General features: G+C 47.1%; 13 protein-coding genes. 6 read left to right on the top strand and 7 right to left on the bottom strand.

The genetic code is table 11. The features are described from left to right. Nucleotides 1-8: 8 nt before the first annotated feature. Nucleotides 9-1364 (top strand): phosphoglucosamine mutase, encoded by a 1356-nt coding sequence (gene glmM / locus GJV44_RS01145; RefSeq protein ID WP_226806679.1) that lies wholly within the window; start codon nucleotides 9-11, stop codon nucleotides 1362-1364. A 336-nt stretch (nucleotides 1365-1700) separates the two neighbouring features. Here glmM and pdxH read toward each other — a convergent pair whose 3' ends face one another. Next, the gene (pdxH, locus tag GJV44_RS01140) at nucleotides 1701-2339 is read right to left on the bottom strand and encodes a pyridoxamine 5'-phosphate oxidase (protein WP_226806678.1); all 639 of its coding nucleotides are present in this window, start codon (nucleotides 2337-2339) and stop codon (nucleotides 1701-1703) included. Between the two features lie 169 nt (nucleotides 2340-2508). Between pdxH and tcdA the strand changes: the two genes are divergently transcribed. Then, the gene (gene tcdA / locus GJV44_RS01135; RefSeq protein WP_226806677.1) at nucleotides 2509-3336 is read left to right on the top strand and encodes a tRNA cyclic N6-threonylcarbamoyladenosine(37) synthase TcdA; all 828 of its coding nucleotides are present in this window, start codon (nucleotides 2509-2511) and stop codon (nucleotides 3334-3336) included. Nucleotides 3337-3948: 612 nt separating this feature from the next. Here tcdA and GJV44_RS01130 read toward each other — a convergent pair. Further along, complete coding sequence (locus tag GJV44_RS01130; RefSeq protein WP_420885745.1) at nucleotides 3949-5733, bottom strand: glutamine--tRNA ligase/YqeY domain fusion protein; 1785 nt, start codon at nucleotides 5731-5733, stop codon at nucleotides 3949-3951. Nucleotides 5734-7159: 1426 nt separating this feature from the next. Between GJV44_RS01130 and alaS the strand changes: the two genes are divergently transcribed. Together alaS and GJV44_RS01120 are read left to right on the top strand one after the other, a co-directional pair. Next, nucleotides 7160-9820: an alanine--tRNA ligase gene (alaS, locus tag GJV44_RS01125; RefSeq protein WP_226806676.1), complete on the top strand. Its 2661-nt coding sequence runs from the start codon at nucleotides 7160-7162 to the stop codon at nucleotides 9818-9820. 1160 nt (nucleotides 9821-10980) lie between these two features. Beyond that, nucleotides 10981-11211: a sulfurtransferase TusA family protein gene (locus tag GJV44_RS01120; RefSeq protein WP_226806675.1), complete on the top strand. Its 231-nt coding sequence runs from the start codon at nucleotides 10981-10983 to the stop codon at nucleotides 11209-11211. A 24-nt stretch (nucleotides 11212-11235) separates the two neighbouring features. Here the strand turns inward: GJV44_RS01120 and galU are convergent, their stop codons facing one another. Together galU and GJV44_RS01110 are read right to left on the bottom strand one after the other, a co-directional pair. Then, on the bottom strand, nucleotides 11236-12117 hold the full coding sequence (galU, locus tag GJV44_RS01115; RefSeq protein WP_226806674.1) for a UTP--glucose-1-phosphate uridylyltransferase GalU: 882 nt from the start codon (nucleotides 12115-12117) through the stop codon (nucleotides 11236-11238). A 105-nt stretch (nucleotides 12118-12222) separates the two neighbouring features. After that, nucleotides 12223-15084: a valine--tRNA ligase gene (locus GJV44_RS01110; RefSeq protein WP_226806673.1), complete on the bottom strand. Its 2862-nt coding sequence runs from the start codon at nucleotides 15082-15084 to the stop codon at nucleotides 12223-12225. A 205-nt stretch (nucleotides 15085-15289) separates the two neighbouring features. Here GJV44_RS01110 and GJV44_RS01105 point away from each other — a divergent pair, with 205 nt between their 5' ends. Further along, nucleotides 15290-17659 (top strand): UvrD-helicase domain-containing protein, encoded by a 2370-nt coding sequence (locus GJV44_RS01105; RefSeq protein ID WP_226806852.1) that lies wholly within the window; start codon nucleotides 15290-15292, stop codon nucleotides 17657-17659. 125 nt (nucleotides 17660-17784) lie between these two features. Here the strand turns inward: GJV44_RS01105 and GJV44_RS01100 are convergent, their stop codons facing one another. The 3 genes from GJV44_RS01100 to GJV44_RS01090 all read right to left on the bottom strand — a co-directional run bounded on the left by GJV44_RS01100 (nucleotide 17785) and on the right by GJV44_RS01090 (nucleotide 20037). After that, nucleotides 17785-18573 (bottom strand): BPSS1780 family membrane protein, encoded by a 789-nt coding sequence (locus tag GJV44_RS01100; RefSeq protein ID WP_226806672.1) that lies wholly within the window; start codon nucleotides 18571-18573, stop codon nucleotides 17785-17787. Beyond that, the gene (locus GJV44_RS01095) at nucleotides 18564-19532 is read right to left on the bottom strand and encodes a homoserine kinase (protein WP_226806671.1); all 969 of its coding nucleotides are present in this window, start codon (nucleotides 19530-19532) and stop codon (nucleotides 18564-18566) included. The genes GJV44_RS01100 and GJV44_RS01095 overlap by 10 nt, the downstream gene beginning before the upstream one ends. A gap of 94 nt (nucleotides 19533-19626) precedes the next feature. After that, nucleotides 19627-20037 (bottom strand): hypothetical protein, encoded by a 411-nt coding sequence (locus tag GJV44_RS01090; protein ID WP_226806670.1) that lies wholly within the window; start codon nucleotides 20035-20037, stop codon nucleotides 19627-19629. Nucleotides 20038-21843: 1806 nt separating this feature from the next. Here GJV44_RS01090 and polA point away from each other — a divergent pair. Then, nucleotides 21844-24585 (top strand): DNA polymerase I, encoded by a 2742-nt coding sequence (polA, locus tag GJV44_RS01085; RefSeq protein WP_226806669.1) that lies wholly within the window; start codon nucleotides 21844-21846, stop codon nucleotides 24583-24585. The last annotated feature ends 672 nt before the right edge of the window (nucleotides 24586-25257 follow it).

The raw sequence follows: 25257 nt of genomic DNA, 5'->3' as shown, positions 1-25257 counted from the left end.
GGAGTGCAATGAGGCGTCGTTATTTTGGCACAGACGGTATTCGTGGAAAAGTGGGTAGAGCGCCGATTACCCCCGACTTTATGCTACGCCTTGGTTATGCAGCAGGTAAAGTACTTGCTGGCACGGACATTATTGGTAGCAGGCGGTCAACTATATTGATTGGTAAGGATACGCGAGTTTCAGGCTATATGTTCGAAGCGGCGTTAGAAGCAGGATTCTCTTCTGCTGGCATCGATGTGATGCTAGCCGGCCCCATGCCTACGCCAGGTATCGCGTATCTAACACGTGCACTACGCCTAACTGCCGGCGTAGTGATTAGTGCGTCGCATAATCCTTATTATGATAATGGTATCAAGTTTTTTTCGAGGCATGGCAATAAGCTACCTGACGCGATAGAGGATGCTATCGAAGATCAGATTGATCAACCAATGATTTGTGCATCGTCCGAGCAGCTCGGTAAAGCCAGGCGCCTGGATGATGCGGCAGGACGCTACGTCGAATTCTGTAAAAGCACATTTCCAGCTGCATTTGATTTGTGTGGACTGAAGCTTGTTATCGATTGTGCAAACGGCGCAGCATATCAGGTTGCGCCACATGTATTCCATGAGCTAGGAGCTAATGTTATATCGATTGGTATTACTCCAAACGGTTTCAATATTAATAACGGGGTAGGAGCGACCGCGCCCAATACATTAGTGGAAGCTGTACATGCTCATCATGCCGATTTGGGGATCGTGCTAGATGGAGATGCAGATCGGCTACAAATTGTCGATGCGTTTGGCCGTCTATATAATGGTGATGAGCTACTGTATATCCTTGTAAAGGATCGCATCACTACACACGGATCAGTGCCTGGTGCAGTCGGCACGTTAATGACGAACTTAGCAGTAGAGGTTGCGATACAGCAGCTCGGTGTCGAATTTGTGCGCGCCGAGGTAGGCGATCGCTATATTTTGGCACAACTTCGCAAGCGGGGTTGGCAACTTGGTGCCGAAGGTTCAGGTCATATCTTATCGCTAGACCATCATACGACCGGCGACGGAATTATATCGGCGCTGCTTGTGCTGGCTGCAATCAAGCGTAGCGGTCAGCCGCTATCTCAATTGCTCGGCGATCTGACATTATTTCCACAAGCGCTAGTCAATGTGCAGATGATCCCATGTGCTGACTGGAGAGGTAATACTGCAATTCATGAGGCTGTTGCACAGGCTGACCGGTCATTAGGTCACTCTGGTCGAGTGCTAATCCGTGCATCTGGCACCGAACCAGTGCTACGCGTGATGGTTGAAGCGCAGCAGGCGGACGAAGCTAGTGGTTATGCACAAGCCCTGGCCGAGGTTGTGCGTATGGCAACCTCGGGGTAACTAAAGCTGGCTATCCCTAACTACAGGAGAGCGCGGTAAACACCTGAGACTATATTGAGCTTTCGTTGACCTAAAGCAACTTATTAATGCTGAAATTATATTATAAGTATGATAGGGAAAAATTTAAGGCGGCTGATCTGTTAAAGGCTAATCAGCTTTTTCTTGTACTTAAGAAGTCTGTTTCGTACTTTTTTCTCGAAAAAATAAATACCCCCTTTTTAAATAGGCAAGCAGGCATAACTATTACCCTCTTATAGGAGGGTAAGGGTTTTCTGGGGTTGTAATCCAGCCTTATATAAAGCTTAGACCTAAGTAAAGACTAGAATTTGGGGAGGATTACGGCGATAGACGAACGATCTTCCACGTATTGTCTGGATTTCTTAGATACTGAATTCGATCATGCATTCGAGATGGCCGTCCCTGCCAAAATTCCATTATGTTTGGAGTCAGCCGATAGCCGCCCCAGTGTGGCGGACGTGGCGGGTTGTTCCCGAACTGAGCTGTAAAATGTACCTCACGTGCCTCTAGTTCTGCGCGATTATATAGCATTGAGCTTTGTTTTGACGCCCACGCACCAATGCGTGAACCAACCGAACGAGATGCAAAATAGGTGTCGCTTTCCGCGTTGGTAGTTTTGCTCACCCTTCCTTGAATGCGAACTTGACGCTCCAGCTCAATCCAATAAAAGAGTAAAGTAGCATACGGGTTATGCGCTAGCTCCAGACCTTTACAACTCTGGTAGTTAGTAAAGAACGTGAATCCCTGTATATCGACTCCTTTGATTAAGATAATACGGGCATTCGGACGGCCACACTCGTCGACAGTGGCCAGCGTCATCGTATTTGGTTCGGGAAGTTTGGCATCGACTGCTTGCTTGAACCAGCGATCGAACTGTTGGATCGGATCGAGGTCGACATCAGATTTTGCTAATGTGCTAAACTCGTAGTTTTTTCGCAAATTAGAAAATGAGCCCATTTTATTACATGATTACTAATGACAGCCAAGTATATCAGAAAATAATGATAGCATTCGATATACAGCAACGCGTTCGCCCTAACTAGAATAGGGGTTGTTAGATTCCACATTGCGTATTCGCGTATTTGAATGCGTTATACCGTTTTAGTATCAAAAATATCCGTTTCACATGCTATTTACAGCGCGTTATTCTAGATTTGAGAGGGCTAACTATCTGCGCCGTTTCGGCGGTGTAGCACGATTGTACGGCGAAGAAACGGTGCACGCATTCAAGCGCTGTCATGTTGCAGTCATAGGTATCGGCGGTGTTGGCTCATGGGTGGCCGAAGCACTAGCACGCAGTGCAGTTGGATATCTAACGCTAATTGATCTAGATAACATTTCGGAAAGCAACACAAATCGCCAGATCCATGCATTGAATGGAAACTATGGAAAACCAAAAGTCGCTGCAATGGCCGAACGGATCGCAGAAATCCATCCGCAGTGCGTGGTTACGCAAGTTGAGGATTTTGTTGGATTCGATAACCTAGATACGAGACTTGGCGATAGGTACAACTATATCGTCGATGCTATTGATAGCGTGCGCACTAAAGCGGCGCTAATAGCATGGTGTGTACAGAAACGGATACCACTGGTAACAGTGGGCGGCGCAGGTGGACAACTTGATCCGACTCGAATTCGCATCAATGATCTAGCCCATACTATTCAGGATCCACTATTATCAAAAGTGCGAGTACAGTTGCGAAAACACTACGGATTTCCGCGCGCTACGAAAGCTAAGTTTAACGTTCCAGCAGTCTACTCAGATGAGCAATTAATCTACCCAAAAGCGAATGCAGGTGGCTGGCATCGAACAGCAGCATTTGGCCGCCTTAACTGCGCTGGTTTTGGCTCTAGTGTGTGTGTAACCGGCGGCTTTGGCTTCGTCGCTGCAGCCCATGTACTTCACGCGCTGGCCTCATGTAAGCCAGTTTGCGCGCCAGGCTTCTCAGAATAGCGCATCGGCTTAAGCTTCTTAGCTTTCGTCGCCACCAAAACAGATGTAATAGTAGTGATAAAATACAAAATCTGTAATAGCTTTTAAAAGTTTTAAGTGTTTTTGTATCTATTACATCATCTATCTAAAAAACAATGTTTTATCCGACTAGCAGATATAGTCTGCTTATATCATATAATAACCACAACAGCGGACAGCTATTCAATCTTGCCTGTCAACCCCTCTCTCTTGAAACTAAGTCTTGTCTTTTCACACAATCTTTTTGTGTGAGCTCTGGCAGTATATGCATACTGAAAATTTATTAAAAATAGTAGAACCAGAGTTTCTAGCATCTGCGTCAACTTCCGCTATCTGCGTCAACTTCCGCTCGTGTGGGGTATTTACATACCACTAGCTACATCTTACTATCCCTAATCATCTGACTATCTCTAATGGCATATGCCCGCCGAGGTAGAACTGTTTCTGAAGTGATAGGTACGCTTTGCTGAGTTCAGCATGTCCTGAGCCTGAGACTGTTTAGTATTTTTCATAATCTCTTCTAAAATTAGAAGGAAGGGTTTTTCCGTTAGTGCAATGCCGATTACAGGGAATTTCTAGTGAACGTCATGTAACTTATGACTTAGGCTTCATCCAACTGCTTCGAAGGCTAACAATTCGGTTGAACACCGGTTGGCCAGGTACTGAGTTGACACGATCTGCGACGAAGTAGCCATGCCGCTCAAACTGAGCGCGATCTTCAGGCAAGAATTTTTGTGCACCCGGCTCTAGGTAAGCGGTTACCACGCGCTTAGCATTTGGGTTCAGCGCTTCAAGGAAGTTACGGCCGCCGGCATCCGGCTGCGGTTCCTTGAAGAGTCGGTCGTACAGGCGCACTTCGGCTCGGTACGCATGGGGAACACTGACCCAGTGGATATTGCCTTTTATCTTGTAATGATTCGAGCCCTGGGTTCCAGACTTGCTATCCGGGAAATAGTTGCAATGTACTGCAAGGATGTGATTATGATCATCCTTCTCTATACTTGTACACTCGACAACAAAACCATAGCGTAGCCGTACGCGATTTCCCTGAAATAACCGGAAATAGCCTTTTGGTGGATTTTCATTGAAGTCTTCACGCTCAATCCATAGCTCCCGCGAAAATGGGAAAGTCCTTATACCTCGGTCCGGATGACGAGGGTGTACTGGCGCGCTGCATATTTCTTCACAATCCTTCGGATAATTATCTATAATAAGTTTGAGTGGATCGAGTACAGCGATTACGCGCGGGGGCTTTTCATCTAAATCCTCTCGCAGAGCTGCCTCAAGTAGTTCAAAATCGATCCACGAGTTAATCTTAGTCAGCCCAGTACGCTCGCACATTAACCGGATGCTCTCCGGCGTAAAACCACGACGGCGTAACCCGACGATTGTCGGCATGCGCGGATCATCCCAGCCGTCTACATGCTTTTCCTCTACCAGTTGCAGCAGCTTACGTTTACTCGTGATTACATAGGTTAGGTTGAGCCGCGAGAACTCAATTTGCTGCGGCAGCGGATGCGTCAATACACCGGCATCAGCCAGTTCCGCAAGAAACCATTGGTACAGTGGCCGGTGATTCTCGAACTCAAGTGTGCATAACGAATGCGTGATATTCTCCAGCGCATCGGAGATGCAGTGAGCATAGTCGTACATTGGGTATACGCACCATGTATTACCGGTGCGGTAGTGATTGGTAAAGCGAATTCGATAAATCACTGGGTCGCGCATATTAATATTCGGCGACCCCATGTCGATCTTTGCGCGCAATACATGTTCACCCTCGGAAAATTCGCCCGCTCTCATCCGATGGAATAATGCCAGGTTTTTTTCCGGAGAGCGACTTCGATACGGCGAAGGCGTACCTGGTTCGGTCAGTGTGCCGCGCGTAGTACGTATTTGTTCTGTATTCTGGCTGTCTACATAAGCTTTTCCTCGACGAATGAGTAGTTCGGCAAATGCGTATAGCTTGTCATAGTAATCACTAGCAAAGTACAGGTGTTCGCGCCCGTCCTTGTGCCAATCAAAACCGAGCCATCGAACCGCGTCGATGATCGAGTTCACATACTCGACATCCTCTTTTTCGGGATTCGTGTCGTCAAAGCGCAAGTGGCACACTCCACCGTAGTTGCGTGCGATGCCAAAATTTACATAGATGCTTTTAGCATGACCAATATGCAGATAACCGTTCGGCTCCGGCGGGAAGCGCGTCTCGACTCGTTGGCCCCACTTACCGGACTGGTTGTCGTGGTCAATAATATGGCGAATGAAGTTTGATGCGGTGGTTGGTTCATTCGATGCTGATGTTATCACGCCGGTAGAGGTATGAGAATGTTGGCCAGGCTTAGTGTCTGATCTTGTGTTGTTGAGTTCGATATTCATGAGCGGGCAGAGTGGAGCGGCCTGAATAAAGGCCGGTCGATATTTACAACGTCTTATTTTACCCGACGTAACAGAGTAGTGTTGCTCCCAGCAGGATGGCACTGTATAGCTATTATGATGATAGCTATACAGTGCCATCAATTTTCACCCTGCATCTCCGCTTCTTAGAATCCCTTCTATTTTAGTGTGCATGCAAAAAATTCGGTCATAGAAAAAAGATAGCCAGCAAGAGTAGCGCCGACAAAGACGATACTTCCAGTATCGCTCGTTTCGAAATTCTCCCTGTCATTAGTAATTTTCGCATCCAGAGAAATATAAAAAATGGGGGCAATAGTTTAGAGATGTGCCACTGCATGTTGGCCTGTCAACAGCTACGCCAATAGTTAACGTGATTGCTAGCAATCTAGTTGGTGTCTGGCCATTAGATGTCTGGTTTGGGTAGGGGGGATATTATTCTCCCTGCTTACGCAGGGTATCAAGCAACTTGGTCATGATCAACGTGCATGCAAGATTCGCTTATTTTTACGTCTCCCTTCAAGTTATTGCCAACCTGTATACCTTTAAGATTCGAGTGCACTAGGCTACTGGCACGATCCTTTTGCGTTTTCATTATCTATTTCCGCTGCTTGGCATTATTAGCAGATGATGCGTTAGACATCGCCCGGCGACAGTTGCTAACTGTTCGTATCATGTGGCGAGTATGCCTGTGCCGTAGGTAGGATATTCTAGCTAGTTCTATATCGGTATGCGGATTCAGAGTCCGCAGCGCGCTTGTTTTTACTTAGTCGACTTTTTAGTATGAGATATTATTGCTCGGGTTCGTCAAGCCGACATGCCATGCTTATACGATCAAGTAACATTTCAGATTGAACTTGACTTACTGTAATTCTGCGTAGTTCATCCCCTAATTTTCTAATCAATCTACCTTTTGGCTTGCGAGCGCCGAATCTACGCGGGCGGCTAGCTCGCAACACAAATATTGTCTCTATTAAGTTGCGATATCTATGCTCACGGATCGATTTTTACTTTTCATGACCAGAGAAGATACCTAGATTTTTCCATATATTATCGCTGACTGAGTCGTACCGAGATAGTAGATTCTCTTGCACTACCATCATCGTCACTTGATTCAGCGGATCTATCTGAGTTGCATCTAAGGCGAAGTTCACTAGCGTTTATTGTAATAGGAATTTTTGAGTATAAGCCTCTGAGTTCAGTACTCTCATACAGTCATGGCTCTTACAAACTCAACATATCTTCTTACAAATACAATAATTGTACTTAGTGTATAAGGGTAGACTAATTCGCATAAACTATGCTGTTTTGTATATCCAGTATAATAGGCTGTCTAAATAAACGTTTCCATATCCGGGAATTCACTCGATATACACTGGCGCACTAGTGTCAGATTTACTCGAAGTACACCATGAGAGCCGCTGAAATCCGTGAGAAGTTCCTGCAGTTCTTTGCATCGAAGGGCCATACAATTGTTCGCTCCTCGAGCTTAGTGCCTACAAATGATCCAACATTGCTATTCACTAACTCTGGCATGGTGCAGTTTAAGGACGTTTTTTTGGGTACTGAGACGCGGCCATACTCGCGGGCTACAACCGTGCAGCGCAGCGTTCGGGCCGGCGGTAAGCATAATGACCTGGAGAACGTCGGCTATACCGCTAGACACCATACGTTCTTTGAAATGCTAGGCAATTTCTCATTCGGTGATTATTTCAAAAGCGACGCGATTCACTATGCGTGGGAGCTTCTCACATGCGTCTACCGATTACCGCCAGAGAAGCTGACCGTGACCGTCTACCACGAAGATGAAGAGACCTACAACGTATGGGCAAAAGAGATCGGCGTGCCGCTTAATCAGATTATTCGCATAGATGATAACAAGGGCGCGCGCTATGCCTCGGATAATTTTTGGCAAATGGCCGATACTGGTCCATGTGGACCATGCTCGGAAATCTTTTATGATCACGGCCCGAGAGTATTGGGCGGGCCACCAAAATCAGTCGACGAGGATGGTGAGCGCTTCATTGAGATATGGAACCTCGTGTTTATGCAATTTAACCGCGATTCTCGAGGCCACCTGACGCTTTTGCCAAAGCCGTGCGTTGATACTGGAATGGGTCTAGAGCGGCTTGCTGCGGTATTGCAACACGCGCACAGTAACTATGAGATAGATCTATTCAAACAACTAATTTCTGCGGCAGCTCGCGAAACTGGTGTATCGGATCTCGCGCACAACTCATTGAAGGTAATTGCTGACCATATTCGCGCATGTAGCTTTATAATCGTCGATGGGGTGATGCCGAGCAATGAAGGTCGGGGCTACGTGCTGCGCCGTATTGTGCGGCGCGCCATCCGCCACGGCTATAAGCTTGGCCATAAGCACTCGTTCTTTCATCGGCTAGTCAAAGATTTAGCCGACGAGATGGGTAGGGTATATCCGGAACTACAGGCAGCACAACAGCACATCATCGATGTGCTGCGCCACGAAGAGGAACGGTTCTCTGAAACGATTGAGCATGGGATGTCGATTATAGACGCCGCGTTGTCGAAACTCCTTTCGCATAATGCAAAAGTGCTTAACGGTGAACTTGCATTCAAGCTTCACGATACGTATGGTTTTCCTCTAGATTTGACAGAGGACGTGTGCCGTGAGCGAGGCATCAGCGTTAACAAGCTAGAATTTGACGAAGCAATGAAGCGACAGCGTGCGCAAGCGCGGTTAGTTAGCCAGTTCCGAACAGCTAAAACGCTTGACTATAGGGGTAATAAAACAACATTTCACGGATACGAAAAACACGTATTAGAGCATGCTAAAGTTATTGCGGTTTATGCTGATACTAAAGCAGTGTCATCGCTAGGGGTTGGCCAGCAAGGTATAGTTGTTCTAAATCAGACGTCTTTCTATGCAGAGTCGGGTGGCCAAGTCGGTGACCAGGGAACAATCAGAAATTCCACAATGCGCTTTTCAGTGTCCGATACGTTGAAAATCCGGACTAATGTAGTTGGCCACCGTGGTGCTGTTGAGCATGGCGAGCTAAGAGTCGGCGATGTCGTTAGCGCTCATATTAATGCTGATCGGCGCGCACGTACCTCGCGTAATCACTCTGCGACACACTTAATGCACCAGGCATTACGTGAGCTGTTAGGTCCGCATGTACAACAAAAAGGCTCGCTAGTTGATCCAGAAAAAACCCGTTTCGATTTCTCGCATCATGCTCCACTTAGTCACGATGAAATCCATAAAATCGAGGTGTTAGTCAATGCCGAGATTTTTACCAATTCGGCAGGTATCTCGCGGGTGATGCCGTTCAACGATGCAGTTCAGTTGGGCGCAATATCGCTATTCGACGAAAAGTATGACGACGAGGTCCGTGTGTTCGACCTGGGCTTTTCGCGAGAGTTGTGCGGTGGAACACATGTACAGCGTACTGGTGATATAGGTTTTTTTAAGATTATATTTGAGGGGGGAGTTGCAGCAGGAATTCGTCGCATCGAAGCAATGACCGGAGACAACGCGGTGCGTTATGTGCAGAGTTTAGAGATAACGCTCGCGGAGGCTTCCGAGGTACTGCATATCCAGCCAGCACTGCTTGCTCCACGCATCGCACAGGTTTGGGATCAGCTTAAAGCCCTGAAAAGAGAGCTGGCGCAAATCAAATCAAAGGTTGCATTGGGCCAGGCCGACGAGTTAGCCAGCCAGGCAGTCGACGTAGCGGGCGTGTATGTGTTAACAGCCCAGCTTGAAGTCGCTGATGCGAAAACGCTGCGTCATATGCTTGATAAGCTGAAGGACAGGCTGAAGCATGCAGCAGTCGTGCTGGCGAGTGTCGACTCCTTGAAGGTCAGCCTGATTGCTGGCGTGACAACCGATGTAAGCAAAAAGATTCACGCTGACGAGTTAGTTAACTTTGTTGCTAAGCAGGTTGGTGGAAAAGGTGGTGGCTGTTCAAATATAGCGCGAGCTGGCGGTACCGATCCATCGAAGCTACCAGCGGCACTATCCAGTGTTAGAGCATGGATCCAAACCCACCTGGTAAGTACGTCGCACAATAACCGATCTGTGTCGAGTTAGCAGTACAATAGCCTGCTTCCAGCTCGGAATACTGAGAAAAACAGTCATGGAAGCGCTAAGTAGTTCTCGTAAATGTAATCAATGTGGTATATCGACTAACATCACAATAGTTTCTATAATAAAGTCAGCTCAAGCATGTATCGCACACCCTTTTAACGACAGATGACACATACCTATGTATACCTATGAAAGTAGCATCAGCGCTCAGCATATGCGCGATAATAGAGCTTGTGACCTATACACTACAGTATGGTGATCAGAGCACCCTGCGACTGGGAAGATCAGTACATTGTCGCAAGTAACAATTCACATAAGTTTCTCAAGTAGTTACTTTGGCATAATCGAGTGCCGTATGTGAGTTTGAGCATATGTTATTGTATGCTCTCTCATATTATGGCAGAGCACTAAGCAGTATAGCCAGCACTAATTCTTCTGCTTTAGCTATATACAGAAGACTACTATGGTCAGGAAGAAACTATCACAGCGCTAATTTTATGATGACAGTGGAGAAGACTCTTCTACTAATCCCGCACAATACATAGATAGAATGCTTGACTCTAAGACCGGATTTCCATTCTGGTAAAGAGTCTGTTAGTGCTGCCGGTAGATACAGCAAGAATCTGTGTACGTATCGATGCGAATGTAAACAACGCGCTGAAATCATTTCCCCTGTTGCGTAGTCTGTCTAATGTCCGCTAGAATATTGTCCGTCCTAATTAATCGGAGTACCCTCCCATCAAACTACAATAGCATGTAGAGCGGTAGGTGATCTCTATATCAAATAAGATATTGCATTGTAAATGCATGTTCGGCACACTCCATTGCCAATGCAGATAAAGCTTAGTAGTATTCCGGTTACTTTATAGACTACTTTTTCGAGTATATATATCCGTGAAGCTGTGAAGGCAAATATATTCCCTATTGTATGGGGCTTGTGTGGAACAGTAAACATGGGTTATTGCCTGAGTGTAGGTCATACAGCTTTACATATTTTAATAATTGCTAGGTTTTCAGTTTTCACTGAAAACTATAAAGCGAAATAGTATGATTAAGCTATAACCTAGCTAGAACATCGACGATGCAGAACAGCGTCGTTCCCGATATCATCCGAAAGCAGTGCAGACCTGTGCATTGCGTTTAGTTTTAATGGTAAAAATTCGATGGAAGTCCACCAGGAAGTCGACGCGAGGGGGTTGCACTGCCCATTACCAATTTTACGCGCAAAAAAAGCGCTAGCCGAGATGCAAAGCGGCCAGATCCTGAAGGTGTTAGCAACAGATCCCGGCGCGCAGTCGGATTTCGCGGCGTTTGCGAAGCAGACTAAAAACGCACTGATCGAAGCCAGCACTGATGACGGTAAGACATGTATATTTTTGATCCGTCGGCGTTGAGTAAAGGCGCCAAAAGATGCGACGTTAGCCTTCGAGTACTGGTGAACGGATACGCAGGTATTCCGCGAATTCGCTACAAACCTCCGGGTGCTGCAGCGCGAACTCAACAGTTGCCTTTAAGTAGCCCAGTTTACTGCCGCAGTCAAATCGCGTGCCGTGGTATTTATACGCGAGTACCTGCTCGTCACCGAGTAGCGACTGGATTGCATCGGTTAATTGCAATTCGCCACCCGCACCTGGCTTTAGCGCACGTAAGTGACTAAAGATGCGCGGTCTAAGCACATAGCGGCCGACCACACCAAAATTAGATGGTGCAACCGCCGGCTCCGGCTTCTCTACAATTCCCGACATCTTGACAATACTATCCTCCCATTCTTTTCCATCAACAATGCCATAAGACTTTGTTTCTTGGTGTGGCACTTCTTCGATGCCGATTACCGAACTATGATAATGCTCGAATACCTCGATCATCTGCTGCATCACAGGCGGTCGACCATATAGCAGATCGTCGGCAAGAATGACCGTGAACGGATTGTCACCGACAAGCTTTTCTGCGCATAGTACCGCATGCCCGAGCCCAAGTGCTGCAGGCTGGCGAACATAAAAGCAGTCCACATGGCTGGGCTTAATACCGCGCACTAACTCGAGTAGCTTATCCTTGCCGCGAGCCTCAAGTTCTGATTCTATTTCATACGACTTATCGAAATGATCTTCGATAGCGCGTTTGCTTCGTCCCGTTACGAAAATCATTTCAGTGATTCCTGCGGAAATAGCCTCTTCAACCGCATACTGAATCAGCGGCTTGTCAACCACTGGAAGCATTTCTTTCGGGCTGGCTTTTGTGGCTGGGAGGAACCGCGTGCCAAGACCTGCTACAGGAAATACTGCCTTAGTAACTTTGAGCATCTTCAATTACCCTGTTCGCTTCCGGTTGTACTACGTTGGCCCGATATTGGGAAAATAGATAGTGCGATAAAAATAATTGCCCTCCTATTACTGATAACCCTGCGCCTATATCTGAAGCCGCTCGAGTTGAATGGTTAATTTTTTTAATATAAACTTAGAATCTTCTAATCTCTTGCGCTCCTGGTCAATGATGGCAGCTGGCGCGTGGTCTAAGAATGGCTTATTATTTAATTTGGCATGACATTTGGCCAGTTCACCGTTGATACGGTGGATTTCTCGAGTTAATCGATCATGTTCAGCTGCAACGTCAACCTCTACTTTCAATACCAACTTGTTCGAGCCGACAATAGCAACAGGTGCGCCATACGCCTGTTGATCGAGCGCAGCTTCGTCTTCTAGCACTCTGACTTCTGATAATCGCGCAAGAGCTTGCATATAAGGTGCAAATTCACGCAAGCGAACAGCGTCCCCGCCTACCAGTAGTGGTACTCGGATAGTGGGCGATAGGTTCATTTCGCCACGTAAATTACGACATGCATCAATTACTTCCTTTAGTTCGGTCATCCACTGTTCTGCCTGCACATCGATTTTCGCCAGGATGCTTCGCGGATAGGGTTGTACCATCACAGAGGCATCGCCGGTTTCGGTTCCGGCTGGATACCGACCAGCCAGCGGTGCGACTTTTTGCCATAGTGCCTCGGTAATAAACGGCATCAACGGGTGCGAGAGTCGCAGGATTGTCTCAAGCACTCTGAGCAAAGTGCGCCGCGTGCACCGCTGCTGCGCTAGCGTTCCATTCTTCAACTGAACTTTTGCCAATTCGACGTACCAGTCGCAATACTCATCCCAGACAAATTTGTAAACTGTGTTTACGATATTATCGAAACGGTAGTCAGAAAAGCCTTTTTCGAGGTCCGCCTTAACCCGTTGCAACAGCGATATCAGCCACCGATCGACCAGCGAGAAGTCGAGCATATTATGCAGCCTACAATCGCTTTGAGGCATCACGATACCGCAATCATGCCCCTCGCAATTCATTAACACAAAGCGTGTGGCATTCCATAATTTGTTGCAAAAGTTCCGATACCCCTCGCAGCGTGCTAGATCAAAATTTGCGTTACGCCCAAGCGTAGCCATCGACGCCATGGTGCAGCGTAGCGCATCAGCGCCATGGGCAAGAATCCCCCTTGGGAAGGCCTGGCGTGTCTTTTTCGCAATCGATGCTGCCTGCTCTGGTTTCATCAACCCAGTTATGCGTTTATTGACGAGTGTCTCTAGGCTAATGCCATCAATAATATCGATTGGATCAAGGGTATTACCGCGGCTTTTAGACATCTTTTGGCCTTCGGTATCACAAACTAAGCCGTGTACATACACGGTATGAAACGGAACTTTTCCAGTGAAATGAGTGGTCATCATCACCATTCTAGCAATCCAGAAAAAGATGATGTCGAAACCCGTCACTAGCACTGTTGACGGAAGGAAGTGCTCGAGTTCCGGCGTCAATTTTGGCCATCCCAGCGATGAGAACGGTACAAGCGCAGATGAGAACCAGGTATCAAGCACATCCTCGTCGCGTTTAAGCGTACCGCTATAGCCTTGCATACGGGCCTGTTGAAGAGCATTGGCTTCACTGTGTGCGACGAAAACCTGGCCATTATCTGCATACCAGGCTGGAATCTGATGGCCCCACCAGAGTTGGCGTGAGATACACCAGTCTTCGATGTTTTCCAGCCACTGATAGTATGTAGTGGTCCAATTTTCCGGTACAAATTTAATATGGCCAAACCGCACTGCATCTAAGGCAGTTTGCGCAATCGACTTTCCTGGATACAGCGTGTCTTTAGGCGCTGGCCGGCTTGTTGCGACAAACCATTGATCAGTAAGCATCGGCTCGATGATGGATTGTGTACGATCACTACTCGACACAAGTATCCGGTGCGGTTTAACCGACTCGAGTAGTCCAAGAGTATTTAGATCTGAGACGATGCGCGTGCGTGCATCGAAACGATCTAAACCACGGTAAGCAGCTGGCGAATTTTCGTTAATCTTTGCGTCGAGCGTGAACACAGTGATTTGGGGCAATCCGTGGCGTTTCCCGATCTGGTAATCGTTAAAATCGTGCGCTGGCGTGACCTTAACGGCGCCGGTGCCAAACTCGCGCTTCACATAGTTGTCAGCGATCACCGGGATTTCGCGTCCAACTAATGGTAATATAACGGTTTTACCGACTAATGCTGCATAACGCGCGTCTTGCGGATGCACCATCACTGCAACATCACCGAGCATTGTTTCTGGTCGTGTGGTCGCAATAGTCAAGTAGTCTGAGCTATCAGTAAGCGGATAGCGGATATACCAGAGCTTGCCGTCTTCCTCCTTGCTGACAACTTCTAAGTCAGATACCGCGGTCCTTAACTTTGGATCCCAGTTTACAAGCCGTTTTCCGCGGTAGATTAACCCTTGCTGGTAGAGGCAAACGAACACATCAGTAACAACGCGAGACATACGCTTATCCATCGTGAAATACTCGCGCGACCAGTCAGTCGACGCGCCGAGCCGACGAATTTGCCGCGTGATCGTAGATCCTGATTCCTGTTTCCACTGCCAGACGCGTTTTATAAAGCTTTCCCGTCCTAATTCATGCCGTGATTGCTTTTGCTCATCAAGTTGACGCTCTACAACGATTTGCGTAGCGATGCCAGCATGGTCTGTGCCGGGTATCCACAACGTGTTCTTGCCGTGCATCCGATGGTAGCGGGTTAACCCATCTATAATCGTCTGATTAAACGCATGACCCATGTGCAGCGTACCGGTTACGTTCGGTGGCGGCAGATGAATTGCAAAGTCGGACCGATGTGGATCTAAAGTTGTCTTCGTGTGGCCACGTCTTTCCCATTCTGCTCCCCAGTACGCCTCAATTGTTGAAGGATTAAAACTTTTTGCAAGCCTGGTATTTCTATCGCTCATTGTCGAAATCTGCCGGAAAGACGGTGAAAATGCGGTGGAATAAATGGCTATATTTAATTATAAGGGAGCTAGTGATGCGCTGGTGCTGATTACTTCAACGCATGCTTATGCAATTTTCTCTATAGGGCTGTATACAGCGGCATTCGATGAACGCTTGTTTGACTACGGTCATATAATGGCAGGCTTATTTTGCCTCAAACTACTCATGTCTGATTTTCTTGCCAATCTGAATCCAGAGCAATGTGCAGCGGTGACGCTGCCCAATGAACCCGCGCTAATTCTTGCGGGAGCAGGTAGCGGAAAGACTCGCGTGCTCATTACCCGCATTGCATGGTTAATCTCGCGCGGCAAAGCAGACCCATCAGGCATTCTGGCTGTCACTTTTACGAATAAGGCAGCGCACGAGATGCTGGTCCGCCTCGAGGCGATGCTGCCAGTTAGTACGCGCAACCTGTGGATTGGTACATTTCATGGATTATGCAACCGGATGCTACGATCTCATTACGGCGATGCTGGGTTACCACAGAGCTTTCAGATCTTAGATGCGGCAGATCAGTTGTCAATAATCAAGCGGCTGATGAAGAGCCTGAAAATCGATGACGAGAAATATTCCGCAAAGAATTTTCAGTACTTCATCAACAACGCGAAAGAGCAAAATTTGAGATCTGAGCAGGTTGATGCGAATGACAATTTTCATCGTAAGTGCGTAGAGCTATATGCTGCCTACGAACAACAGTGCCAACGCGAGGGGGTTGTCGATTTTTCAGAATTACAGCTGCGTTGCTATGAGCTGCTGCAACACAACCCGGCTCTGCGGGCACATTATCAGGCCCGATTCCACCATATTCTAGTTGACGAGTTCCAGGATACCAATAAATTGCAATATGCGTGGCTGAAGCTGCTTGCCGGGCAGAACGACACAATATTTGCGGTTGGCGACGACGACCAGTCGATTTATGCATTTCGTGGCGCTAACGTTGGAAACATGCTCGACTTTAAGCGCGAATTTAACGTCCAGCATCTCATCAAGCTTGAGCGAAACTATCGTTCGCACGGCAATATTCTCGATACCGCTAATGCGCTAATCGCACATAATTCTAAGCGTCTTGGCAAAAATCTGCGTACCGATGCTGGTCACGGAAAACCGGTGTTAGTCTATAGGGCAATGACCGATTCACAAGAAGCCAGTTGGGTTGTCGAGGAAATCCGCGCTCTCATTGACACGGGCCTATCGCTCAGCGCGATTGCGGTGCTTTATCGAAGCAACGCTCAGTCTCGTATAGTCGAACATACACTAATCAATGCCGGGATTCCATATCAGATCTATGGCGGACTGCGTTTTTTTGAGCGACAAGAAGTCAAGCATGCGCTTGCGTACCTGCGGTTGATTATTAATCGAAATGATGATACTGCATTTGTTCGGGTAGTTAATTTCCCAGCCCGTGGTATTGGTGCACGCTCGCTTGAGCAACTAGCCGATGCTGCTCGGCTATATAACTGCTCGATGGTAGAGGCAATTCCTTATATATTCGGTAAGGCCGGCCAGACCCTTGGCAGGTTTCTTGAATTGATTGAGCTGATACGTAGTGAAACCTACGTGATGAGCTTGCCAGATATGGTTGAGGCGGTGATTCGCTTGAGTGGACTAGAAAAATTCTATGCTAATGAGCGTGACGGCCAGGAACGCATTGATAACTTGCTGGAACTAGTGAACGCGGCTAACGCGTTCGCCTCGGAGGAGGGTTATAGCCTTGATATACCGGCGCACCCGATTCCGCTTGCTGCGGGAAGCGAAAGCTGCGTTTCGATGCTGCAGTGGTCGGATAATAACGGCGGGCGGGACCTACTAGATGAGTCACGACTTGATCTACTAGCACAGCATTCTGACGAGATGACGCCGCTGGCCGGTTTTTTAGCGCATGCCTCGCTCGAGGCGGGCGATAATCAGCTACAGAATAGCGAGCACTCGGTAAAATTGATGACAGTGCATGCTGCTAAGGGGCTTGAATTTTCCGCCGTCTTTATTACTGGCCTTGAAGAAGGCTTGTTTCCGCATGAAAACAGTATGATCCAGCGGGATGGGCTTGAGGAAGAGCGTCGCCTGATGTACGTTGCAATCACACGCGCCAAAGAGCAACTTTACTTGTCGTTTGCCCAAAGCAGAATGCTGCATGGTCAAACACGCTATAACGTGCGTTCACGTTTCTTTGATGAATTACCGAATGCGGTATTGAAGTGGCTCTCGCCTAAGCGAGAGCACAGTCCATACCTAGGAAAACCGGGAAAAAGCGTTAATTCTAGTGACTCTACTAAATGGAGGAAAAATTGGTCTAGCCGCGGCGGTGGTAGCCAGAAAAACGTGCACTTTGATGACCGTGTTCCGGCATTTTCGAACCAGCATCGCACTTCGAAAAGTGGCTTTTGGATTGGTCAACCCGTCTTCCACGAAAAATTCGGCGAGGGCAAGATTACTGCATTAGAAGGAGAGGGAGAAAACGCGAAAGCACAAGTTATATTTAATCGGCGCTGCACGAAATGGCTTGTACTAGCAGTCGCAAAATTGCGGTCAATATAACAAACCACTGTCAATCTTTAAACAATGCAGTTAAATAGCCCCCCCGTTCTGCGATACAACGCTGGTCACTCGCATTGTGCCACTCACATTGCAACAGATTACGCGTCAGGCAGTGAAATAATGCACTATTCGATAGTGAAACAGCCGCGATAAGTCGCGTAAAATGAGCAGTAAATCATTGCCCACAAGATTATACTCACAGGCAAAAGTACAGTCAGAACACCGTTTGTTAAGCCGCAGGCGTTCAGCACGAAACCGAGCATCAGCGATACAGCTATTACGAGCATGAACCACGTAGCTAGGTAGACGAGAAACGCACTACGGTTATACCAACAGGCTACGACGCTAAAAAACATTGCCTTGATTGGCGGCACACGATGCCAAGCGGTTAGCAGTGGCGCGAACCAGAAAAGCATCATTGTCGGCACGTGGATAATCAAGCCCATTGCGATATGGGAAAGAAAGATACCACTGGTGGAGACATCGTTATTTGGCTTTAACTCGCTAACAATAGTTTTGATCAGCGATCCACCGTGAATTAGCGACATTATAGATAAGCTTGCAGTAATTAGCCCGAGATAGATTAGACCGAGCTTAAATAGCTGTCGTATGACATCACTACGATGTACGCGAAAGCTGGTAAATAACGCGAGAGGTAACACATGATGACCAGCAATCACATCGCGGCATATACTCATAAACCCAACGAATAAGCTCGGTACAAGTATCAGCCATAGCATGGAACCAACTATCGGTAGATGGGTGACGAGCAGCATCGAGACAAAATAGGTAAAGAAAATTGTCAGGAAGGTCAGAGGGCTCTTGCTGAAAAGCCAGATACCTTGGCGGAACCAGACATAGCCGGATTTCGCTGGTGTCTTAATTAGTCGCATAGCAGAAAAGATTAAAGCCACGGCAACGCGCTGGTGCCGATACGCTCACGCAACACGCACTCGAAATGAGTGGGATTGTGCGGCTTGAGGAGATGAGCATCGCGTGGCAAGTAAAAATCATACAGCCGAGATAGCCAAAAGCGCAATGCACCAGCGCGCAGCATGTTGCGCCAATGCCGCGCCTCAGTAGAGGTAAAGGGTCGAACAGTGTGGTATGCACGCAACAACGCCTGTGTTTGTGCGTGATCTAGACGACCGGTATCTAGATTTATGCACCAGTCGTTGACAGTTACGGCGACATCGAACAGCCACTTATCACAGCCAGCAAAATAGAAGTCAAAAAAGCCACATAACGTATCTCGCCCATCACGCGATTCGAAGAGTACGTTATCACGAAATAAATCGCAGTGGCATGGCCCGCCGGGCAGCAATGCATAGTCGGGCGAGGAAAAGAATATCTGATGATACGCTAATTCACTGACTAGCAACTGCTGCTGTGCATCAGTAATGTAGGGCAATACCGCTGGGACATTATCTTTCCACCAAGATAAGCTGCGCAAATTCGGCTGTCGCATGAGGATATCTTCCCCGGCAACGTGCATTTTTGCTAGCATTTGTCCGACTTCGGCACAGTGCATAGGCTGCGGTGTTAGACGCGGAGAGCCCTCCAGCCGAGTCACAATTGCAGCTGGCTTATCCATTAATATACCGAACAACGCACCGTCGTCTCGGCGCATTGGATCGGGCACTGGCACGTGATGTGCTGCTAGATGTCGCATCAATTCCAAGTAAAACGGTAACTCATGTGCATCAAGCTTCTCAAAGATGGTTAGCACGTACTTACCAGTGGTTGTCGTCAAGAAAAAATTGCTGTTTTCGATTCCCGATGCAATGCCGCGGAAATCGATAATTTTGCCTATCGCGTAGTGCTGAACCCAGGCGGCAAGTTGGGCTTCGGGAACGGCGGTGAAAACGGCCATGCAGACGTCGTTGGACAGGTTCAAAGGCTGCCACCAGAGAGGTGATCAGTACTTGAGTGTTAAGAGCAGAGGCCGTATAAACAGCGTGTCACTCTTATTTATTTATGGCGAAGCATTCGGCAAAGCACTGATCTGGTTGCACATGTCGAAGTTCGAATGGACCTGGATCTCGATGTGTTTGCCACGATTGCAATATTCGGTCATTAATATATCGTTCGGACTCTTTTAATGAAGGCTGGATGTACGGGGTATATCGAATGCTGCTGTTGCATATGTAACGCCGGCAGTGTTGGTGTGTGACCTTTCGATTCGAAAAGATAACGGCCTCTTTTATACCCCTCAAAGCGGCGGCGATACCCGTCTTTTTGCTGCGGCGTCCGACCTTAATAAGATCATCTGTAGAAACGATCATGGCAGTAAATGCCTGGGTAAGTACTACTAACATGGTCGCGGCCCAGTTCGTAACGCGAGCGGTTGCTTCAAATGCAGTGTGGAACGGCTTCATGACAATTCTCCGAAACAGTTGGCTGATTTTAACAAACCAGCGTACGTAATATGCGCTAGCGTAATTTTGTTGCTGTATTTTCGCACCCCATATCCTAGCCATGTTCTGTGATATATCGATCAGCGCAGATCTGTGCAGGCGCGCTGCCCTCTTTTGTGCTCATGCCATTGCAATCTACTCTAGATAACAATAATGAACGCATCTGCTGTATTTTTCGCGGAAGCTTTCAATAATCTTGGCAGAATTTCCGGGTAGCTATCCGCTATTTATCACATCATCAATGCATCGAAACGTATATCAGTGACATGTATATCTACGAGTCTTACCACTTGTATAGTTTGCTCGTGGCTCCTAACATTGATGAAACTATGCCAATAACCCCAGTGGGCTTGTTCGCTCACTACTACCGTGAATAATGCGGATTACTCGTAAAGAATCATAAAATCTCGATCGAGATAAGGTATGCGCGGTTGTTCATTACGACTTATCCCGCATCTGCGGGAAGGGCATCTACTTGGGCGGGGGGTTGGGATGTTGACCGCTTGTGGCAGATACGCTCCCTCTTTGATACACCAAGTCTGTCAGTATTGGATAGCCGCATTGTAAAGGCTGACAGTGGTGCGCATTCTACTGTTTTATATCAGTACCTGCGTTGTCTAAGTTATATCGTAGCAAATAGTATTCACTTACGCGTGCAGTACTGGGCTGTCAAGCTGCTGCACGACAAACTGGAGGATGTTCAGGAATTTGTAGATCGGTTTTGCTATGTGCAGGTAAGATCACTATAAATTAGCGTATAGACGCTACAGCGTCTATACATAGTAGACGAGATAAATCTACTACATAGCCTCAATGCGCCTAGTTGTAATGTAGTAATATTTCAGTAGTAAATCTATATGAGGCAGTAGTGTTGTCGGCCTCGCCTAATTTTTCTTTATCTATGCTTATCTTAGGTAGGTTAATTAGTGCGGCTTATAGACACAGGAAAATACATTGATTTCCCACAATTTTCTGTTGTGCGCAGTCTCAGCATGTTTTTTGTTCCGGAGATTCTTCTCGAGTTAAACAAGATAGTTTGGGTTCGACGTCTATAAGTAGAGCATTTGGTCTTCGTCGCTCTTGGCCTGGATTGTGAGGTAGCACTCATGTTTCGTAGAATGCAAGTATATTCTCCGCATGACAGCCTCAGCTGATCGAACAGTTATATTAACTACGATATCGGGTGGGTCAATTAAGTCTTATCGGCTCGAGCAAATTGTGGAGCTAGTCTAGCAGGCCCATTCGAATGCACTTTTTTAGTGTGTATCGGCGCCCACACTTTTTTCGCGTATGTCGGAAGCTCCGAACTCATCGAGAATGATGATTACTCATCCGCATTTTCCGCGAATGTAATCTTATAGGCGAAGAATAGAGTGAGGCGTAGTGAAATATTCTAATATCGCTGCCGATTTACTCATGCTGCAACTCGAGATTTAGATCGACTCAAGGGGTGTTTTGGTCCGCATGCGCTTCTTTTTGTTGATAGATTCAAATAATGCTGTGATCTGTTATACAGATCGCTAAAATCTAGCATGGAGATGCCTGTAGGTAATCGAAGTAGCAAGTTTACGTTGTCGGAAGTTAAGCACAAGGTGGGTAAAATTATAGATGGAGATAGATGAATAGATTATAGATAAGTACTCAGCTGTATCGATCTACTCTGCGATAATCATGAGCACCCTCCAGAATGGATAACCATTTTTGGCTGTCGCTATTTTTTAATATGCGAGCAAACGCAGCCTCATAGTCAATTTTCTGTTGGTTATAATGCTCGAGAAGCGAAACCTCGAAGGTGAAACTCTGCTATTAGTCGATGGTTCGAGTTATTTGTACCGATCATATTATGCGATGCCGAACTTGCGTGGGCCGGATGGTAGTCCGACAGGTGCGCTATTTGGTCTGATTAATATGATGAAGCGATTGCGTCGCGACATTTCAGCAAAATATAGCGCGTGCGTGTTCGATGCAAAAGGCAAGACATTTCGTGAAGACTGGTATCCGGACTATAAAGCAAACCGATTACCAATACCAGAAGACTTGTCCCAGCAGATTGAGAAAATCCACGTTGCGGTACGTGCGCTAGGCTGGCCGCTGCTAATGATCGAGCATGTAGAAGCTGATGACGTGATCGGAACTCTGGCAGTGCGCGCCGCGCAGGCCGGTATGCATGTGGTGGTGTCCACCGGGGATAAAGATCTCACGCAACTGGTAAACGAGCGTGTCACATTGATTAATACGATGACCAATCAGTGGCTAGATCGTAACGGCGTGATCGCGAAGTTCGGCGTGACTCCTGAGCGTATCGTCGACTACCTAGCGTTGATCGGTGATACTGCCGATAATGTACCTGGCGTGGATAAATGTGGGCCAAATACTGCACTTAAATTGCTTGCGCAATATCAGTCTCTAGATGGCATTATCAAGCATGCGAATGATATCAAGGGTACAATCGGCAACAATCTACGTCGTGTACTCACATTCCTACCCACTGCGCGCAGGCTCGTCACCATACACACTGCATGCGACCTGTCCTCGCATATGCAATCCATTGCAATGTCTCTACAGACGCGAATAGAAGATAAAGACGAACTGCGCGACGTCTATTCGCGATGCGGTTTTAAAAAGTGGTTACGCGATCTCGATAGCGAATCCGGGCACGTTAGATGCGTAACTAATTGCGAGACTCAGTGCGCGCCTGACATCGAACGGCAGTATGAAACTGTTAACGCATGGGAGCAGTTCGAGCAATGGTTGGCCATGATCGAGGTGGCACCACTTACGTCTTTTAGTACTAAAACTACGTCGCTGGATCCAATGTGCGCGCACATTGTCGGAATATCATTTTCAACTGTGCCAGGGCGCGCTGCATATATTCCACTTGCGCACTGTGGACCGGATCACCCAGTGCAACTCTCTCGCACTGAGGTACTCAAACGACTGAAGCCGTGGCTGGAGAACTCTGCGCATAAGAAAGTTGGCCAACATCTTAAGTATGATGCGCAGGTTTTAGCTAATTACGCTATCACGCTAACCGGCATTGAGCACGATATTTTATTGGAGTCGTATGTACTCGAATCGCACTGCTCACACGATATCAGTACGCTTGCGATGCGGCATCTCAGCGAACAAATACTGAAGTACGAAGATGTGACTGGAAAAGGCACGGCACAAATTAGCTTCGATAAGGTCGAAGTGGGTATAGCTACCCGATATTCTGCCGAGGATATAGACATTACATTACGGTTACATCGGGTTCTATATTTCAAAATCCAGGTTGAGAAAGGGCTAGACTACGTCTACCGATCAATCGAGCTGCCAACGTCTCGAGTGCTGCAGATCATCGAACGCAATGGGGTTCTAATCGACAAGAATCGGCTAATAAGACAAAGCAACGAACTTGGCATTCGGCTGCTGGAATTACAGGCTGAAGCGTATGCACTAGCCTGCGGCGAGTTCAATTTAAACTCGCCAAAGCAGATTGGGAAAATCTTCTTTCAACAATTACAGTTTCCGGTGATCAGGAAGACTCCATCAGGCATGCCATCCACCGATGAGGATGTATTACAAAAACTCGCCGAGAATTATCAGCTACCCAGGGTATTGCTCGACTACCGTGCGTTAACTAAGCTCAAGTCCACTTATACAGATAAGCTTTCAAAAATGATTAAACCGGATACCGGCCGTGTGCATACACAATATGCACAAGCGGTAGCTGTAACTGGTCGACTGACATCTAATAGTCCTAATCTACAGAACATCCCGGTTCGTACGCCGGAAGGTCGGCGCATTCGAGAGGCATTCATCGCTCCGCTGGGTAGCAGAATCGTCTCAGCCGATTACTCGCAGATCGAATTGCGCATCATGGCACACATCTCAGCCGACTCAGCACTAATAGAGGCTTTCAGACATGGCGAGGATGTGCATTGTGCAACTGCATCGGAACTTTTTGGTGTGACGAAGCAGGACATCACGAGTAACCAGCGGCGCATTGCAAAAGTCATCAACTTTGGCTTGATTTACGGCATGAGTGCGTTTGGCCTTGCATCGAATTTGGGTATCTCGCGCGATACGGCCAAGCTCTATATCAACCGCTATTTTTTCCGCCATCCTGGGGTCGCGCAATATATAGATGAGACTCGGGTAAAGGCGAAATCGTGTGGTTTCGTCCAGACCGTGTTTGGTCGCCGGTTATGGCTGCCGGAAATTAGTGGTGGCAACAGCCTGCGCCGTCAAGCTGCTGAACGTGCCGCAATTAACGCGCCAATGCAAGGTACTGCAGCCGACCTGATCAAAATGTCGATGATCGCCGTACAGAATTGGATCGAGCGCGAGCGCGTCAATTCTCGACTAATTATGCAAGTCCATGATGAACTGGTGCTGGAGGTGCCTGACAACGAATTAGAGCTAATCCGTACTAAGGTTCCTGAACTCATGTGTTCAGTCGCTACATTTAACGTGCCCTTGATTGCTAAGTTAGGCGTGGGCGTCAATTGGGAGGAAGCGCATTAACGTGGAGTAGTTCCAGAATTAGGCCGATATTTTAGCGAGCAGCAGCTGCCTGCTGGATGCGTTGATCCATTTGATAGACTGTACCGGTCATAACATAGGAAAAGTTCAAAATACCGGCAGAGCAAGTTGCTGAGACTTGCTCATATAATAAACGATCTGTATGAGTAAGACGTTTAATAAAATTGCGATTAGACAGGTATCACAAATTTTTTGGCATACTAGCGGTGCGGCAGGAAGATAATATTATCGACATGTATACGCTCATTGAGCATAATGCTTTAATAGTGTTGGTATGTATTTTCTAGCAGTTCGATACAACTAAATAGATTATACATTCCTCAGTATACAACCTGATTCTCTTCGGATATAGCGAGATAATCACTCATCTTCTACATTTAGCATCATTATTTAATGACCTATATAGTATCGTTCGCGTTTTAAAATAGGAAATCGAGCTTATGTATAGAAAGAGCTTCGTCAAAATAGGCAGTCGGCTATGAATAGCCTTAAGCTACATAGCAGATTACACATTTCTACTTTTCCATATGGAGGCGTAGAAAGTAAACACAAACTAGCCATATAAAAAATAATGTAAAGCGCCTAAAAGTATATCTATTGCGAGAAAATAAAATTATCTAAAGTATGCGGCGCGCGGAATGCTGATTCCGCATT

The organism is Candidatus Vallotiella adelgis (genome assembly GCF_020541305.1).
GTDB classification, from domain to species: Bacteria; Pseudomonadota; Gammaproteobacteria; order Burkholderiales; family Burkholderiaceae; genus Mycetohabitans; species Mycetohabitans adelgis.
Note: the sequence above shows the minus strand (reverse complement) of the source record. Positions and strands in the feature narration are given on the sequence as shown.